Annotated in this window: 13 protein-coding genes and 1 pseudogene; 10 read left to right on the top strand and 4 right to left on the bottom strand. The window is 62.9% G+C overall.

The annotated features are described in order from the left end of the window. Window positions 1–13 precede the first annotated feature (13 nt). The 6 genes from LB555_RS04860 (at window position 14) to LB555_RS04835 (ending at window position 7,693) form a co-directional block, all read left to right on the top strand. A complete protein-coding gene (locus LB555_RS04860; RefSeq protein WP_224682373.1) occupies window positions 14–1,564 on the top strand; it encodes a trimethylamine methyltransferase family protein in 1,551 nt (516 codons plus the stop codon). A 44-nt stretch (window positions 1,565–1,608) separates the two neighbouring features. After that, entirely contained in the window at window positions 1,609–3,258 is a 1,650-nt protein-coding gene (locus tag LB555_RS04855; RefSeq protein ID WP_224682372.1) for an ABC transporter substrate-binding protein, read from the top strand. Window positions 3,259–3,331: 73 nt separating this feature from the next. After that, window positions 3,332–5,314, top strand: a complete 1,983-nt coding sequence (locus LB555_RS04850) for an FAD-dependent oxidoreductase (protein WP_224682371.1) — start codon at window positions 3,332–3,334, stop codon at window positions 5,312–5,314. Window positions 5,315–5,366: 52 nt separating this feature from the next. Continuing rightward, window positions 5,367–6,476 carry a mandelate racemase/muconate lactonizing enzyme family protein gene (locus LB555_RS04845; protein WP_224682370.1) on the top strand — a complete coding sequence of 370 codons (1,110 nt, stop codon included), beginning with the start codon at window positions 5,367–5,369 and terminating at the stop codon, window positions 6,474–6,476. A 127-nt stretch (window positions 6,477–6,603) separates the two neighbouring features. After that, window positions 6,604–7,080 carry a DUF3828 domain-containing protein gene (locus LB555_RS04840; RefSeq protein ID WP_224682369.1) on the top strand — a complete coding sequence of 159 codons (477 nt, stop codon included), beginning with the start codon at window positions 6,604–6,606 and terminating at the stop codon, window positions 7,078–7,080. A 4-nt stretch (window positions 7,081–7,084) separates the two neighbouring features. After that, window positions 7,085–7,693, top strand: a complete 609-nt coding sequence (locus LB555_RS04835) for a YbjP/YqhG family protein (RefSeq protein WP_224682368.1) — start codon at window positions 7,085–7,087, stop codon at window positions 7,691–7,693. 8 nt (window positions 7,694–7,701) lie between these two features. Here the strand turns inward: LB555_RS04835 and queF are convergent, their stop codons facing one another. Then, complete coding sequence (gene queF, locus LB555_RS04830) at window positions 7,702–8,163, bottom strand: preQ(1) synthase (RefSeq protein WP_140717669.1); 462 nt, start codon at window positions 8,161–8,163, stop codon at window positions 7,702–7,704. A 57-nt stretch (window positions 8,164–8,220) separates the two neighbouring features. On the opposite strand from queF, the gene LB555_RS04825 reads away from it, so the two are divergent. Then, window positions 8,221–10,266 carry an FAD-dependent oxidoreductase gene (locus LB555_RS04825; RefSeq protein WP_224682367.1) on the top strand — a complete coding sequence of 682 codons (2,046 nt, stop codon included), beginning with the start codon at window positions 8,221–8,223 and terminating at the stop codon, window positions 10,264–10,266. A gap of 100 nt (window positions 10,267–10,366) precedes the next feature. On the opposite strand, the gene LB555_RS04820 is transcribed toward LB555_RS04825, so the two are convergent. Beyond that, window positions 10,367–10,774: a hypothetical protein gene (locus LB555_RS04820; RefSeq protein ID WP_140617114.1), complete on the bottom strand. Its 408-nt coding sequence runs from the start codon at window positions 10,772–10,774 to the stop codon at window positions 10,367–10,369. A 145-nt stretch (window positions 10,775–10,919) separates the two neighbouring features. On the opposite strand from LB555_RS04820, the gene LB555_RS04815 reads away from it, so the two are divergent. Beyond that, window positions 10,920–11,348 (top strand): MarR family winged helix-turn-helix transcriptional regulator, encoded by a 429-nt coding sequence (locus LB555_RS04815; RefSeq protein ID WP_015318329.1) that lies wholly within the window; start codon window positions 10,920–10,922, stop codon window positions 11,346–11,348. A gap of 33 nt (window positions 11,349–11,381) precedes the next feature. Here LB555_RS04815 and LB555_RS04810 read toward each other — a convergent pair. Beyond that, window positions 11,382–11,522: pseudogene (locus LB555_RS04810) on the bottom strand (polysaccharide deacetylase family protein); the annotation flags it as partial. A gap of 104 nt (window positions 11,523–11,626) precedes the next feature. Beyond that, a complete protein-coding gene (locus LB555_RS04805) occupies window positions 11,627–13,699 on the bottom strand; it encodes a putative bifunctional diguanylate cyclase/phosphodiesterase (RefSeq protein ID WP_224682366.1) in 2,073 nt (690 codons plus the stop codon). Between the two features lie 306 nt (window positions 13,700–14,005). Here LB555_RS04805 and LB555_RS04800 point away from each other — a divergent pair, with 306 nt between their 5' ends. Continuing rightward, a complete protein-coding gene (locus LB555_RS04800; protein ID WP_140824552.1) occupies window positions 14,006–15,193 on the top strand; it encodes a glycine C-acetyltransferase in 1,188 nt (395 codons plus the stop codon). A gap of 51 nt (window positions 15,194–15,244) precedes the next feature. Beyond that, window positions 15,245–16,279 (top strand): L-threonine 3-dehydrogenase, encoded by a 1,035-nt coding sequence (tdh, locus tag LB555_RS04795; RefSeq protein ID WP_015318326.1) that lies wholly within the window; start codon window positions 15,245–15,247, stop codon window positions 16,277–16,279. Window positions 16,280–16,292 lie beyond the last annotated feature (13 nt).

Raw genomic sequence — 16,292 nt, 5'->3', positions numbered from 1 at the left:
GGATGGAGGCTCCATGAACGCACCGGCCACTGAATTGACCGAGCAAACCCATCGCCGTGGTGGTGGCCGTCTCGGGCGCAAGGCGATGAGGAGCGCGCCGATTGCCTCGTTCCCGACCCTGGTGCGCCAGATCCCGGTCTATGAGATCGTTCCCGATGAGGCGGTGGAACTGATCCACGAGGAGTCGCTCAAGATACTCGAAGAAGTGGGCTGCGAATTCCGCGACGACGGAGCCATCGAGCTCTGGAAGGCGGCTGGGGCCGATGTCAGGGAAACGCGCGTGCGTATCGACCGCGCGCTGCTGATGGAGCTCGTCTCGAAAGTCCCATCCGAATTCACGCTCCATGCGCGCAATCCCGAGCGCACGGTCCGCGTTGGCGGCAAGAACTCGATCTTCGTGCCGATGTATGGCGCGCCCTACATACGCGACCTCGACAACAACAGGCGCTACGGCACGCTTGCCGACCTCAACAATTTCCACAAGCTCGCCTACATGGCGCCGGCGCTGCATTCCTCGAGTTCGGTCATCTGCGAGCCGATGGAAATCGCCGTGCCGAAGCGGCATCTGCACATCATCCATTCGGCGCTGAAACATTCCGACAAGCCGTTCATGGGCATCGTGACGTCCAAGGAGCGCGCCGAGGACACGATGGCGATGGCTGCAATCGTCTTCGGCGAGGAGTTCGTCCGCGAAAACCCGGTGCTGGTGGCGATCACCAACTGCAATTCGCCGCTGGTCTGGGACGCCACCATGATCGATGCGATGCGGGTCTATGCAAGCCACAATCAGCCGCTGATCCTGGCGCCGTTCGCGCTCTGCGGCGCCTCGACCGCGGCGTCGGCCGTCGGCGCGGTGGCGCAGGTCAATGCCGAGGCGCTCGCCGGCGTGGCCCTGACCCAGCTCATCCGTCCCGGTTCGCCCCAGATCTACGGCCAGTTCATGGTCACGGTCGACATGAAGACCGGCGCTCCCATGGGCGGCACGCCGGAGGCCGCCCAGATGATGTATCTGATGGGTGCGCTGGCGCGGAAATACAAACTGCCGTGGCGCACGTCGGGCTTTCATGTCGGCTCGAAGCTCAACGATGCCCAGGCTGGCTATGAGGCGAACATGCTGATGCATGCAGCCATCCTCGCCGGCGCCAACTACATCTGGCATTCGGCCGGATGGCTGGAAGCGGGTCTCACTTGCGGTTACTCGAAATTCGCCACCGACTGCGAACAGCTTGTCGGCTGGTACAAATATGCCGGCGGCCTGCCTTTCGACGATTTCACGGAAGCGATGGCAGCGATCCGCGAAGTCGGGCCGCAGGGCCATTTCCTCGGCACCCAGCACACGCTCGAGCATTTCGAGAAGGCTTTCTTCATGCCGAGCATCATGGACTTCAACTCCTACGAACAATGGAAGGCGGAAGGGGCGAAGGACCACGACACGCGCGGCCGCGAGAAGGCGCGCAACATGCTTGCCGACTATGAGGAGCCGAAACTCGACGAGGGCATTGCCGACGGTCTCAAGGATTTGATCGCGCGGCGCGAGGAAAAACTGCCTGACAGCGTTAGTTGAAAAAGCAGGCAAAGACCTCACGGGAACAACAAGGGGAGAATGACATGACGATTTTCAGAAGCAACGGCGACCGTGTGCCGCCCGCTATCGAAGCGATGGCGGCGGAAGCGAAGGCGGGTCGCATGGACCGGCGGGAGTTCCTGGCGCTGGCCAGCGCGCTTGGTGCGTCGACCGCATTTGCCTATGGCATGATCGGCCTCGCCGCGCCGACGCAAGCTGTGGCCGAGGAACCGAAGAAGGGCGGGACGCTGCACGTCTCGATGGCGGTGAAAGCGCAGAAGGATCCGCGCACTTACGATTGGGTGGAACTGGCCAATGTCTCGCGTTGCTGGCTGGAGCCGCTGGTGCGCTACACCAGGCAATTCACCTTCGAGCCGGTGCTGCTCGAAAGCTGGGACATCAACGACGACGCCACCGAATACACGCTGCATGTGCGCAAGGGCGTCACCTGGAACAATGGTGATGCCTTCAGCGCCGATGACGTGGTGCACAATGTGACGCGCTGGTGCGAGAAGGGCGTCGCCGGCAACTCGATGGCGGCCCGCGTCGGTGCGCTGATCGATGCCAAGACCGGCAAGGCCAGGGACGGCGCCATCACCAAGGTCGACGACAACATGGTCAAGCTGAAGCTCAGCGAGCCCGATATTTCGCTCATTCCCAATTTCACCGATTATCCGGCGCTCATCGTGCACCGCAATTTCGACGCCGATGGCGCCGACCCAATCAAGAAGCCGATCGGCACGGGAGCGTTTGAGCTGGTCTCTTACGACGTCGGCCAGAAGGCGGTGGTCAAGCGCCGCGAGAACGGCAAATGGTGGGGCGGCGAGGCGCCACTCGACGGCATCGAGTTCATCGACTACGGCACCGATTTCAACGCCACGGTGAACGCGTTCGATTCCGGTGAAATCGACCTCAACTTCGAGTCGCCCGCCGACTTCATCGACATTCTCGACAAGATGGGGCTGCAGAAGTCTGAGGTCGCGACCGCCACCACGCTGGTTGCCCGCACCAACATCACGCACAAGCCATACGACGATCAGCGCGTTCGCAATGCGCTGCAGATGGCGGTCGACAACAACGCGGTGCTGCAGCTCGGCTACAACGGCCGCGGCACGGTCGGCGAGAACCACCATGTCAGCCCGATCCATCCGGAATACTATGCCCTGCCCAAGAAGGAGCGCGACGCCGCCGGCGCCAAGAAGCTGATGGCGGACGCCGGTCAGGCCGACTTCGAGCACGAGCTGATCACCATCGAGGACGACTGGCAGAAGAACACCGGCGACGCGATCGCCGGCCAGCTGCGTGACGCCGGCATCAAGGTCAAGCGCACGGTGCTGCCGGGCTCGACCTTCTGGAACGACTGGACGAAATATCCCTATTCGATGACCATCTGGTACATGCGCCCGCTCGGTGTCCAGGTGCTGGCGCTGGGTTATCGCACCGGCGAGGCGTGGAACGAATCGGCCTATTCCAATCCCGATTTCGACGCCAAGCTCAAGCAGGCGCTCTCGCTGATCGATGTCGCCAAGCGCAAGGAGGTGATGAAGGATGTCGAGCAGATCCTGCAGGACTCCGGCGTCATCATCCAGCCGTTCTGGCAGAAGCTCTACAGCCACACGAACAAGAAGGTGAAGAACTACGGCGTCCACCAGACCTTCGAGATGGACCTCCAGAACGTCTGGCTGGACGCCTGACGCCAGAAGTTCTGCCACACAGCGCCGGCGCTCCCTTGCGCCGGCGCAATGCCGCCGATGGGGAAGAATTTGCATGTCCGGCCGGGTCTTCAAACGTTTGTTCGAGCCGGCCACCTTGCGTGGCAGAACATTGCGCAACAGGATCGTGTTTGGAGCCCATACGGCGAACATGGCCGAGAACGGGCTGCCGACCGAACGCCATGTCGGCTACTACGCCGAACGCGCCATCGGCGGGGCCGGCATGATCGTGGTCGAGCCGATGCCTGTGCATCAGGCCGCCGTGCTTACCCGTGGCAATTTCAGCCCGTCCGATGACCGCGTCATCCCGTATTTCCGCAAGGTGACGGAGGCGATCCGCGGCAACGGCGCCGTCGCCATCCAGCAGCTCTACCATGTCGGTCAGCACGCGGACGCGGACAACTCGTTTCACCCCGGTTGGTCGCCTTCCGGCCTGCCGAGCTACCACGATTCCGACGGCTCGCATCGGATGTCCGAAGCCGAGATCGAAGAAACGATCGACGGCTTCGTCCAGGCCGCGCGCCGTTGCCACCAGGCCGGCTTCGACGGCGTCGAGGTCTGGGCGGCGTACCATTCGATGCTGGACCAGTTCTGGACACCTTGGTCGAACCGCCGGGACGACCGATGGGGCGGCAGCCTCGAAAACCGCACCCGCATGAGCCGTGAGGTGATGACCAGGATTCGCCGGGAATGCGGCGATGATTTTATCATCGGTCTCGCGATCAATGATGAGCCCGAAGTCGAAGTGGCGCTGAAGCGCGAAGCGCTGGCCGAGATCATCGACCTCCACGACCGCGATGCCTTGATGGACTATGTCACTTGCGGAACGGGTTCCTACTTCGATTTCTACAAGATCATGCCGACCTTTGTTTACCCGGAGAAGCTCGGTGCCGACCTGGCGTCCGTGCTCAAATCCACCGTGCGTCACGCGTTGATCACCGCCGAGAGCCATATCCGCACGCCCGAGAACGCCGAGAGCGTGCTGAGCGAAGGCCGTGCCGATCTCGTTTCCATCGTGCGTGGGCAGATCGCCGATCCGCATCTGGCTGCAAAGGCTGCCGCCGGCCGGCCGCAGGACATTCGCAGCTGCCTGTCCTGCAACCAGATGTGCTGGGGCCGGCGCAGCCGTGACTACTGGATCAGCTGCGTCATCAATCCTTCCGCGGGGCGGGAATGGGAGTGGGGCGGCGACCGCTTTGCTCCTGCCGGCCAGCCGAAGCGCGTACTGGTCGTCGGTGGCGGCCCGGCCGGTCTCGAAGCGGCGCGCGTGGCGGCCGAGCGCGGCCATCGCGTCACGCTGGCCGAGGCATCCGACCGCCTTGGGGGGCAGTTCCGTCTTGCCGGACTGCAGCCGCGCCGTGCCCAGATTCTGGACCTGATCGACTGGTATGAGCGCCAGCTCGGCCAGCTCCAGGTCGACATCCGCTACGGGCAGTATGTCGAAGCCGACGATGTCGAGCGCGAAGGCGCCGATCACGTCATCGTCGCGACCGGCTCGATGCCGCCGGACGGCGCTTTCCAGCGGGCCTTGCCGCACTGGGAGAGCATTCCGGGCGGCGGTCCGGTGCTCTCGGCCGAAGCGGTGATGGCGCGCGAGGCGAGGCCGGGAAAAAATGTTCTCTTGCTGGACGACGGCGGTAACTGGAAGGGCTGCGGCACCGCCTGGAAACTCGCCGAGGATGGTCACAACGTAACGCTTGTGACACCGGACGCCCTGGTCGGCAAAGAGCTTCAGCGAATGGCCGTCGATGCGCCGCTGCGACGGGCACTCGCCAAGCTGAAGGTGCGGTTTGTGACCGAGAGCGCCGTCGTTCATTGGGACGGCAGGGTGGCCAGGATCGCTTCGCTGCTCGACGGGACCGAGCAGCAGGTCGAGGCCGACGCTTTGGTCTTCGCCACCACCAGCATGGCGCAGGACAGCCTGTCCATCGAGCTCGAAAGGCGCGGAATTGCGCATACCTCCATCGGCGATTGTACCGCCTCCAGACAGGCGGCATTTGCCATTCATGACGGGCGCAAGGTGGCGCTTGGTCTTTGACCATGGCGAAAGGCGCCAGACCAGGCAAGGCATGAACGAGGCTGATGTCTGAATGCGTATCAGGTCAATCAAAGTCTATCAGATGCTTCTGCCTGTTAAAGGCGGTGCCTACCGGATGGCCAGCGACACCGTGCAGAATTTGGACAGCACGCTGGTTGAAGTCACCACCGAGGATGGACTGTCAGGCTGGGGTGAGACTTGCCCGATCGGCCCTGTTTATCAACCCCAGCATGCTCTGGGCGCGAGAGCGGCAATTGCTGAAATAGCGCCGGGACTCATCGGCGAGGACACAGCGTCCATGCGCCGCCTCGCCAAACGAATGGACGAACGGCTGAACGGTCACAACTATGCCAAAGCGGCCTTGGACATAGCTCTCCTCGACCTCGCCGGCCAGCGGCTGGGCGTCCCTGTATCAACACTTCTCGGTGGTGCGCTCACCGATCGCGTGCCGTCATACTACTCGACGACCGTCGGTGCTCCGGACGAGACCGCGCGTATTGCCGCCGACAAGGTCAACGCCGGATATCCACGGCTTCAGATCAAGATCGGCGGGCGGGATCTCGAACAAGACGTCGCCACTGTGCACAAAGTATGGGAGGCGGTTGGCTTCAAGGCCCGGATAGCCGTCGACGCCAATCGCGGCCTGACCGCTGCCGCGGCGCTGCACATCGATCGGCTTTGCCAGGCAATCCCGTTCGTGTTCGAACAGCCTTGCAACACCATGGAGGAAGTCGCTGGTCTCAAAGGGCGCGTTACGCATCCGATCTATCTCGATGAGAGTACCGAGGATTTGAATGCCGTGCTTCGGGCAGTTTCGTCAGGTATGGCGGACGGATTCGGATTGAAGGTCACCCGTCTTGGTGGTCTCACCAAGATGGCCACGGTCCGCGACCTGTGTGCGATACGATCTCTACCGCACAGCTGCGACGATGCCTGGGGCGGAGACGTCATCGCCGCGGCATGCGTCCACCTCGCCGCTACCGTCGAGCCGAGACGTTTTGAGGGAGCCTGGATCGCGCAGGAGTACATCGAAGGGCATACTGATCCCGCAAACCCGATCGTGATCGAGAACGGGCATATACGCGTCCCGCAGATCCCAGGGCTCGGTGTCAAGCCTGAGCGCTCCCAACTCAACGCGACGATCGCCACTTTCGGAAACTAAGGATCGTTGGATTTGATCTATGCAAGCAGACGCGCCGCCCGGAGGAGGCTTCATGAGCCGCAAAAAAGCCGATATGCACGATGCGTGGTATTGATTGCCTTCCGCAGTCAAACATTCGGGGAAATCCATGAAACTGCTGCTCGCTGCCATCCTGTCGATTGCCGCACCAGCCGCGGCATTGGCCGGCCCGGCGTCCGACGCCGTGAAGTTCTTCTATGTCCCGCAGGTCAAGTTCGAGGCCGACGCGCAATACCGCGATCGCTTCACCGAGCCGGTGACGAAACTGTTCGACCTCAACGACCAGGCCACCAAGAAGAATCCGGACCAGGTCGCCTGTATCGACTTCGACCCCGGCCTCGACGCGCAGGATTTCGACCAGAAGGCCCTTTCCAGGACACTGAAGCTGTCCGAGACGGTGGAGGGCGATACGGCGCAGGTGGTGGCGAGTTTCAGTCTTTTTCCGGAAGGAGACGATTCGCAGCGCGAAATGCACTGGTCGCTGAAGAAGGTCGACGGCAAGTGGAAGATATCGGACATTGCATCGAAGACCAGCGACTGGACGCTGAGCCAGCTCGAATGCATGGCGGGCCAAGATCCGGAGTGATGCGATGGCCGGTCGCACGCTTCTTTTGTTCTCGGCCGTGTGCCTGCTGGCGGCGGACTTGAACGGCGCGGCCGCTCAGGGGCTGTTGGGCGCGCCGCCGGCAAAAGCTCCGGCCGGGACCGCGCCCGATGACAGCGTGACGCCGCCGGCAACCCCGCCTGGGGGCGCCGCGGAGCCGCCGACGCCACCCGTCGCATCGCCGCCAAGCGAGCCTGCCGCTCCAATCCAGCCGGGGTCGCCGACAGCGGTGGTGCGGCCGTTCTACGATCAGGTCGGCCTGGAGGTCGATCCTGCTCAGCGCGGCCATTTCATCGATCCGGCGAAAACCGTGCTCGACAAGAGCGATGCCTTGCGCAAATCCGGGCAGGGCGAGTGCCTGGACCCCAACATGGCGCTCGACAATGCGGACTACGATAAGGCCGAGATCGACAAGAGCCTGAAGACGCTCGAAGCGATCAATGGCGACCAGGCCAAGGTGATCGTCGCCTTCGTCGTCGCCGGTAACCCGCACCGCCTCGAATGGAAGTTCAAGAAGGTCGATGGCGAATGGAAGATAGCGGACCTTTTGTCGGTGACCGGCGAATGGGCGCTCAGCCAGTACCAGTGCGAATGATGGCCGAACTAGCCGCGCCCGCGATAGGGGGCGACGCCGGTATCCGGCAGCCAGGCGCCTTCGGGCGGAGCGCCGGTCTGCCAGAACACATCGATCGGAATGCCGCCGCGCGGATACCAATAGCCGCCTATGCGCAACCAGAGCGGCTTGGTCGCGGCCACGATGCGGCGTCCGATCATCACCGTGCAGTCTTCATGGAAGGCGCCATGGTTGCGAAACGAGGTCATGAACAGCTTGAGCGACTTCGATTCCACCAGGGCGGCATCGGGTGCGTAGTCGATGACGATGTGGGCGAAATCCGGCTGTCCGGTCACCGGGCAGAGCGAGGTGAATTCCGGGCAGGTAAAGCGCACGATCGCCGGCGGCCCGTCGCCGCGCGAAAACGGCACGGTTTCCAGGACCGCGGCTTCGGGGCTCTGTGGCGTCTCGACGTGCGTGCCGAGCTGGGTGAGATTTTTGGTATCGATCATATGCGGTTTCCCTTGGATTTGCCGCTCATTAGCACAAATTAAAACGGCAGGAAGACGATGACCAGCAACGACCCGCTTCTCCAACCCTACCAGCTCAAGCATTTGACGCTGAAGAACCGGGTGATGTCGACCAGCCACGAGCCGGCTTACTCGGAGGACGGCATGCCGAAGGAGCGCTACCGGCTCTACCATGCCGAAAAGGCCAAGGGCGGCATGGCGCTGACCATGACCGCCGGCTCGGCGATCGTTTCGCGCGACAGCCCGGCTGCCTTCGGCAATCTGCACGTCTATGACGACCGCATCGTGCCGTGGTTGGCCGAACTCACCGATGCCTGCCATGAGCATGACTGCAAGGTGATGATCCAGATCACCCATCTTGGCCGCCGCACGGGTTGGAACAAGGCCGACTGGCTGCCGGTGCTCTCGGCTTCGCCGGTGCGCGAGCCGGCGCATCGCGCTTTCCCCAAGACCATCGAGGAGTGGGATATCGAGCGCATCGTCGCCGACTATGCGTCGGCCGCCCAGCGCTGTCAGGCGGCCGGGCTCGACGGCATCGAGTTCGAATCCTACGGCCATCTGATGGACGGCTTCTGGTCGCCTGCCACCAATCATCGCGATGACGAGTATGGCGGTTCGCTCGACAACCGCCTGCGCTTCACCAACATGGTGCTCGATGCGGTGCGGGCGGCGGTCGGCGAGAAATTCGTCGTCGGCATCCGCATGGTCGCCGACGAGGATTTCGACAAAGGCCTGTCGAAGGAGGAGGGCGTCGAGATCGCCAGGCGGCTGGCCGGCTCCGGCAAGCTCGATTTCCTCAACATCATCCGGGGCTCGATCGAGACCGACGCGGCGCTCACCAAGGTCATTCCGGTGACCGGCATGCGGTCTTCGCCGCATCTCGATTTCGCCGGCGAGGTGAGGGCGGCGACGAAATTCCCGACCTTCCACGCGGCGCGCATTTCCGACGTCGCCACCGCGCGCCATGCGATCGCCACCGGCAAGCTCGACATGGTCGGCATGACACGCGCCCATATCGCGGATCCGCACATCATCAAGAAGGTGATGGAGGGCCGCGAGCACGAGATACGTCCCTGTGTCGGCGCTACCTATTGTCTCGACCGCATCTATGAAGGCGGCGAGGCGCTGTGCGTTCACAATGCGGCGACCGGCCGCGAGGCGGATATCCCGCACGTCATTGTCAAGACGGAAGGGCCCAAGCGGAAAGTGGTGGTCGTCGGCGCCGGCGCTGGTGGGCTGGAGGCGGCGCGCGTCGCAGCCGAGCGCGGTCATCAAGTCACGATCCTCGAGGCATCATCACAAGCTGGCGGCCAGGTGCGTCTGGCGACCCAGAACCCGCGCCGCAAGGAATTGATCGGCATCATCGACTGGCGGCTGGCCGAACTCGACCGGCTCGGCGTCGAGATCCGCTATGACACCTGGGCGGAACAGGACGATGTTCTGGCGCTGGCGCCCGACGTCGTGGTGATCGCCACCGGTGGCCTGCCGCAGAACCCGCCGCTGGCCTCCGGCGACAATCTCGTCACCTCGAGCTGGGACATCATGGCCGGCAGCGTCAAGTCGGCCGAAAATGTGCTGCTCTACGACGACAATGGCGGCCATCAGGGCATGGGCGCGGCCGAACTGATTGCCAACAGCGGCTCGAAGCTGGAACTGGTTTCGCCGGAACGCTTCTTCGCCCCCGAAATGGGCGGCATGAACCACGTACCCTATGTCAGGGCCTTCCAGGAAAAGGGCGTCACCGTCACCATCAATACCCGCCTGCGCTCGGTGCGGCGCGAAGGCAATCAACTGATCGCGGAACTCGCTTCGGATTTCGCCGATGGCTGGCGCGGAGAGCGCAGGGTCGACCAGGTGGTGGTCGAGCACGGCACGGCGCCGCTCGACGATCTGTACCTTTCGCTGAAACCGCTGTCGAAGAACGGTGGTGCGGTCGACTATGAGCGGCTGGTCAACGGCGGCGCCATTTTTCCCAAGCGCAACGCGGATGGCGGCTTCGTGCTCTTGCGCATCGGCGACGCGGTTGCCTCGCGCAACATCCACGCCGCAATCTATGACGGGATCAGGTTCGGGATCAGGATTTGATCACGATCGGGTGGCGCGCAACGGCCTTTGCAAGGAGAGCCACCTGCCGCTCTGGTCCGTTGCGCGCCGCGCATGATCGGCTTTCACCGGCCGTGCGATGCTAAAACATCTTGGCGGTCGCCATGCAAAGCACGGTGATGACCAGCAGCCCGCCGGCGATGCGTTCGCCCCTGGTCATTTTCGCGCGCAGCGCCGTTTGGGTCGCGGCATCGGCGCCGGCAAGCTGCCTGCTGGCGGAGCCCACAAGCGCGCCTTGCACGCCGGCGGCGATCAGCGCCGTCAAAATGCCGAGCGCCAGTACCTTTTCCATCGAGCCAAAAGCACCCTCATGAAAGAAATACCAGAGCAGCAAACCGGTCAGGAAAGCCAAACCGGCCGCGCCCATTTGCGGCCGGAAGAACCGCTCTGCCCGGATGTCCGGATCGCGGCCAACCGCGATGGTCGTGCCGGCCCAGAAGACGCCGGCCATGACGTGCAGGCCGATGACGGCGATATAAACATATTGCATGACCGCATTCCTCTCATTCGCCCACCGCCTACGCGCCGCAACCATGCTGCGATGCCATCAATAAGGCAAAATTAGATATCTAACGGTTAGATGTCAACCATGAAGCCAAGTTTCACATTCCCACTGCTTGCTCTACTGTCAGATCATGACACCATTTGACCGCCCGCCGGTCGGCATGAATCTCGGCCGAACCGCCAAGCTTGTCGCCCAGGCCTTCGACGCTGCCTTGGTTGAAGCAGGCGGCACATTGCCGGTCTGGCTCACGCTTCTGTCTGTCAAGTCGAGCGAGCTTGCCAATCAGCGCGAACTCGCCGGCATGATCGGCATCCAGGGCGCGACGCTGACCCATCATCTCAACGCGATGGAAGCGCAGGGCCTGTTGACGCGGCGGCGCGATCCCGTTAACCGCCGGGTTCACCTGGTCGAATTGACGGAGACGGGAGAAGCGCTGTTCGAGACGTTGCGGCAAGCGGCACTCGTCTTCGACAAGCGGCTTCGCAAAGGACTGTCCGACGAGCGTCTGGCGGAATTTGCGCAGGTGCTTGCGGCGTTGCGGAAAAACGTAGAGAGCTAGGAATGCCGGCCTGTTGGACGCACTGGCCTCGGCATGCATACCGACCATGAACAGCGTTGCCGGAACCTGCGCGGCCTCCAAGACGTCGAGGATGTTGCTTGTACCGTTCAGCGGACCGTCGTCGAAGGTGAGATAGATGGTGCGATCCGCGCCATGGGCAGGCAACGCCGACATCAACATGGCTGCCAGGGCAAGCCGAAAGAATGTCATGGAGCCGCTATCCCCTCGCGGTCAGGACAGGCCGCCATTTCCGCGGCTGCTTGTCAAGGCTGGCCGGGTTACGCCAGGCTTCCCTGCAATACCGTCAGCCTGGCTTTCTTCGGCATGCGGGCGGTCAGCCATTCCAGCGCCTTGTCATGCGGCATCGGGAAGGCGATGGAATAGCCCTGCACCTGGTCGCAGCCGATCGCCATCAGCGAATCGAGCTCGGCCTCGGTTTCGGCACCCTCGGCGACGATGGAGATGCCCAGCCCCCGCGCAAGTTCAGTGATGGCGCGCACGATCTTGGAGTTGTCGCCATTCTCATGGATGTTTTGCACGAAGCGACGGTCGATCTTGAGCCTGTCGATCTCGTTGGGATTGACGTGGCTGAGCGAAGCGTAGCCGGTGCCGAAATCATCGAGCTCCAGATGCACGCCGGCCGCCCTGATATGACGCAGCTTCGCCGCGATGCCGGTCTTCTCGTCGTCCAGAATGACGGATTCGACGATTTCCAGCGACAGTTTCTGCGGCGGCAGTCCGGCTTTCTCCAGCGTATCGAACAAAAACGCATCGAAATCATGCTCGCGCAACTCGGTACCCGAGACATTGACCGCAAGCCGGCCGAAAGCAATCCCGGTCCGGTTCCATTCGGCGGCCTCGTTGATCGCCTTGCTGATCACGATACGGCCGATCTCCGGCATGAAGCCGCATTTCTCGGCGACCGGGATGAATTCGCCCGGCGAGATCATGCCGCGCTCGGGATGATTCCAGCGCACGAGCGCTTCGATGCCGCTGATGGTGCCGTCGGTCAGCGAGACCTGCGGCTGGAAATAGACCTGGAACGCCTTTTCCGAAATGGCGACCTTGATGTCGTGTTCGAGCTGCTTGCGGTAGTCGAGTTCGCGGCGCAGTTCCTCGGAGAAGAACGAGAAGTTGCCGCCACCCATTTTCTTGGCGGAGTAGAGCGCCAGATCGGCATGGACGAGCAGGTCCTGCGCATTGTCGGCATCGATCGGATAGACCGCGATGCCGCCGCTGGCGCCCGGGAGAATGGTGGTGCCCTGGAACACGATCGGCTCGTTGATGTGCACCAGGATGCGCCGTGCCAGCATGTTGATGTCCTCGGTGCTGCCGGCTCCGTTGAGGATCATCACGAATTCGTCGCCGCCGAGCCGCGCGCACAGATCCGACGCGCGGCAGGAATCGCGCATGCGCTGTGCCGTCACGACCAGGACATAATCGCCGGCGGCGTGACCCAGCGTATCGTTGATCTGCTTGAAGCGGTCGAGGTCGAGCTGGACTACGGCCAGGCGCTCGCGCCGGCGATGCGCGCCCTTGATCAGCGTCTCGAAATGGTCGGTGAGGAAGGTGCGGTTGTGCAGGCCGGTCAGGCCGTCATGCACCGCGATGAAGGCCATCGAATTGCGCGCGTCGACCAACTCACGCGTCTTGCGCAGGATCGCGTTGGACATCGGCCTGAAGATGAACAGCGCCACCAGCAGGATGACGCCGAGTGTGGCGTAGAACAGCGTGCGGTGGAGGGAGAGCAGCTTTTCGGAGCGCTCGTCGGCATCGGCGCTGATGCGCTGGCCGAGCGCGGCATAGCCCGACAGCGTGGCATTGGCGACCGAGGCATCGAGATTGACGCGTTCGGCGCCGCCCTTGTAGCCGCCATTGTCGCCAAGATTGAGTTGCGATTCCAGTGCGGAGACCAGCCGGTCGCCATTGGCGATCAGGCCAACCGAGAAATAGTCCAGATGAAAGGGCTTGGCGAAAAGCACGCTCTGGATCGACTTCGCATCGAGCTTGGCCGGCGATTGCGGATCCGCGCCCGTCTGCTTGAGCAGCAGATCGTAGTTCGTCTCGAACTCCGCCGTGGCCTGCTTCAGCGCGCTGACCAGCGCCGGCTGCTTGTCGCGCGAGGCGGCGCCCGTTGCGTTGGCCAGGAAGACGATGCGCTGCGACAGCGTCTTCTGCGTACCGACGATGTCGAGCAAGGTGTTGTTGTGCTGCTGCGTGGCCATCGTCTGCTGCAGCAGGACGAAGGAGGCCGCGACCATGGCGGCAATGATCAGCAGCGCCAGCCAGTAGCCAGCCTTGATCAGCAGTATGAGCTTGCCTGAAACGGTTTGCACCGGCTGCTGAGACATGTTCGGGGGCGGTCCTCTCGCCAACGGATTTATGCGAGCACCATTGAACTGCAAACGTTAACAGGACTGGAAATCGACGGCCGCCCGGCGCGGACGAGAGGCGGAAAGATCACGAAATGGTTATCGGGTTCTTTCGCGGCCGCCCCGCATTTGAGCATTCGTCGGCCCATGCGTTTCCGGGTGGTCACCTGGGCAATGTCGGAACGTCCCAGCTGATGCTGCCCGGCCACCTGATCCGGTCGCTTTTACGATGGATTTTTTGTGCGGGCGGGACGACAGTCTGCCGACGTCAAACGGGGCCCGATCATGACCGCAGCATTTCTCTCCCATATCGACAGCGAGCTTGCAGGGTTGAAATCCGCCGGGCTCTACAAGTCCGAGCGGGTGATTTCCTCGATGCAGTCGGCTGAGATCGAGGTCGGCGGCGAGAAAGTGCTGAACTTCTGCGCCAACAACTATCTCGGCCTTGCCGACAGCGCGGAGCTGCGCGCCGCGGCCGCGCAGGCGCTCGACCGCTACGGCTACGGCATGGCCTCGGTGCGCTTCATCTGCGGGACGCAGGAAGAACACAAGCAGCTCGAGACGACGATTTCATCGTTCCTCGGCTTGGAGGACACCATCCTCTACGGCTCCTGCTTCGACGCCAATGGCGGCCTGTTCGAGACGCTGCTTGGCGAGGAAGACGCAATCATTTCCGACGCGCTCAATCACGCCTCGATCATCGACGGCGTCCGGCTGTCAAAGGCCAAACGCTTTCGCTACGCCAACAACGACATGGCCGATCTCGAGGCACGCCTGAAGGAAGCCAAGGATTGCCGCTTCCGGCTGATCGCCACCGACGGCGTGTTTTCCATGGACGGCATCATCGCCAATCTCTCAGGCGTCTGCGACCTGGCCGAAAAATACGACGCCATGGTCATGGTGGATGACAGCCATGCGGTCGGCTTCGTCGGCGGAAACGGGCGCGGTTCGCCCGAGCATTGCGGTGTCGAGGGCAGGGTTGACATCATCACGGGCACGCTCGGCAAGGCGCTCGGCGGCGCTTCGGGCGGCTACACCTCGGGCAAGAAGCAGGTGGTCGACTGGCTGCGCCAGCGCTCGCGGCCTTATCTCTTCTCCAACACGCTGATGCCGGCGATCGCCGGCGCCTCGATCAAGGTGTTCGAGCTGATCCGCAATGGCGACGGATTGCGCGAGCGCCTATATGCCAATGCGGCGCGGTTCAGGTCCCAGATGGGCAAGCTTGGCTTCACGCTGGCCGGGGCCGACCATCCGATTATCCCGGTGATGCTGGGCGATGCCACATTGGCGCAGGAGATGGCGGCGCGCATGCTGAAGCGTGGTATCTACGTCATTGGATTCTCATTCCCTGTGGTGCCGAAGGGCCAGGCCCGCATCCGCACCCAGATGTCGGCGGCGCACTCCAGCGCCGACATCGACCGGGCCGTGGAAGCGTTCGGAGCGGTCGGCAGGGAATTGGGCGTGATTTCCTGAAGGGCCGGTAGCGAAAAGCGATTCCGGATCAAAGATTCAAGGGACAAGAGAATGTCGAACATGATGAAGGCACTGGTGAAGGCCAAGGCCGAACCGGGCATCTGGATGGAAGAGGTTCCGGTGCCGGAGATCGGCCCCAACGATGTGCTGATCAAGATCAAGAAGACCGCGATCTGCGGCACCGATGTCCACATCTACAACTGGGACCAGTGGGCGCAAAAGACGGTTCCTGTGCCGATGGTGACCGGCCACGAATTCGTCGGCACGGTAGCCGACTTTGGTGCCGCGGTCACCGAATACAAGGTCGGCCAGCGGGTGTCGGGCGAGGGACACATCGTCTGCGGTCATTGCCGCAACTGCCGCGCGGGCAGGGGACATCTATGCCGTAACACGCTCGGCGTCGGCGTCAACCGTCCGGGCGCCTTCGGCGAGTACCTGGCCATTCCCCAGCACAATGTGGTGCCGATCCCCGACGACGTGCCGGACGAGATTGCCGCGATCTTCGATCCCCTGGGCAATGCGGTCCACACGGCGTTGTCCTTCGATCTGGTCGGCGAGGATGTGCTGGTTACCGGCGCCGGACCGATCGGCATCATGGGCGCGCTGGTGGCGCAGTGCGTCGGCGCACGCAAGGTTGTCATCACCGACATCAACCCGGTGCGCCTGGCGCTGGCGAAGAAACTCGGCGTCCAGCATGTCGTCGACGCTTCGCAGGAGAAGCTGCGCGACGTCATGCCGGCACTCGGCATGACGGAAGGTTTCGATGTCGGGTTGGAGATGTCGGGCGCCGCGCCCGCCTTCCGCGACATGATCGACACCATGAACAATGGCGGCAAGATCGCCATCCTCGGCATCGCCCCGACTGGTTTCGAGATCGACTGGAACAAGGTCATCTTCAAGATGCTGCACTTGAAGGGCATCTACGGCCGCGAGATGTTCGAGACCTGGTACAAGATGATCGCCCTGGTACAGGGCCCGCTCGACGTCTCCGCGCTCATCACGCACCGCATCGGCATCGACGATTTCCAGGCCGGCTTCGATGCGATGCGCAGCGGCAGTTCCGGCAAGGTGGTGATGGACTGGTAACGGCGCGCATAGC

The organism is Mesorhizobium sp. BR-1-1-10, from assembly GCF_020165595.1.
Taxonomy (GTDB): Bacteria; Pseudomonadota; Alphaproteobacteria; order Rhizobiales; family Rhizobiaceae; genus Mesorhizobium; species Mesorhizobium australicum.
Note: the sequence above shows the minus strand (reverse complement) of the source record. Positions and strands in the feature narration are given on the sequence as shown.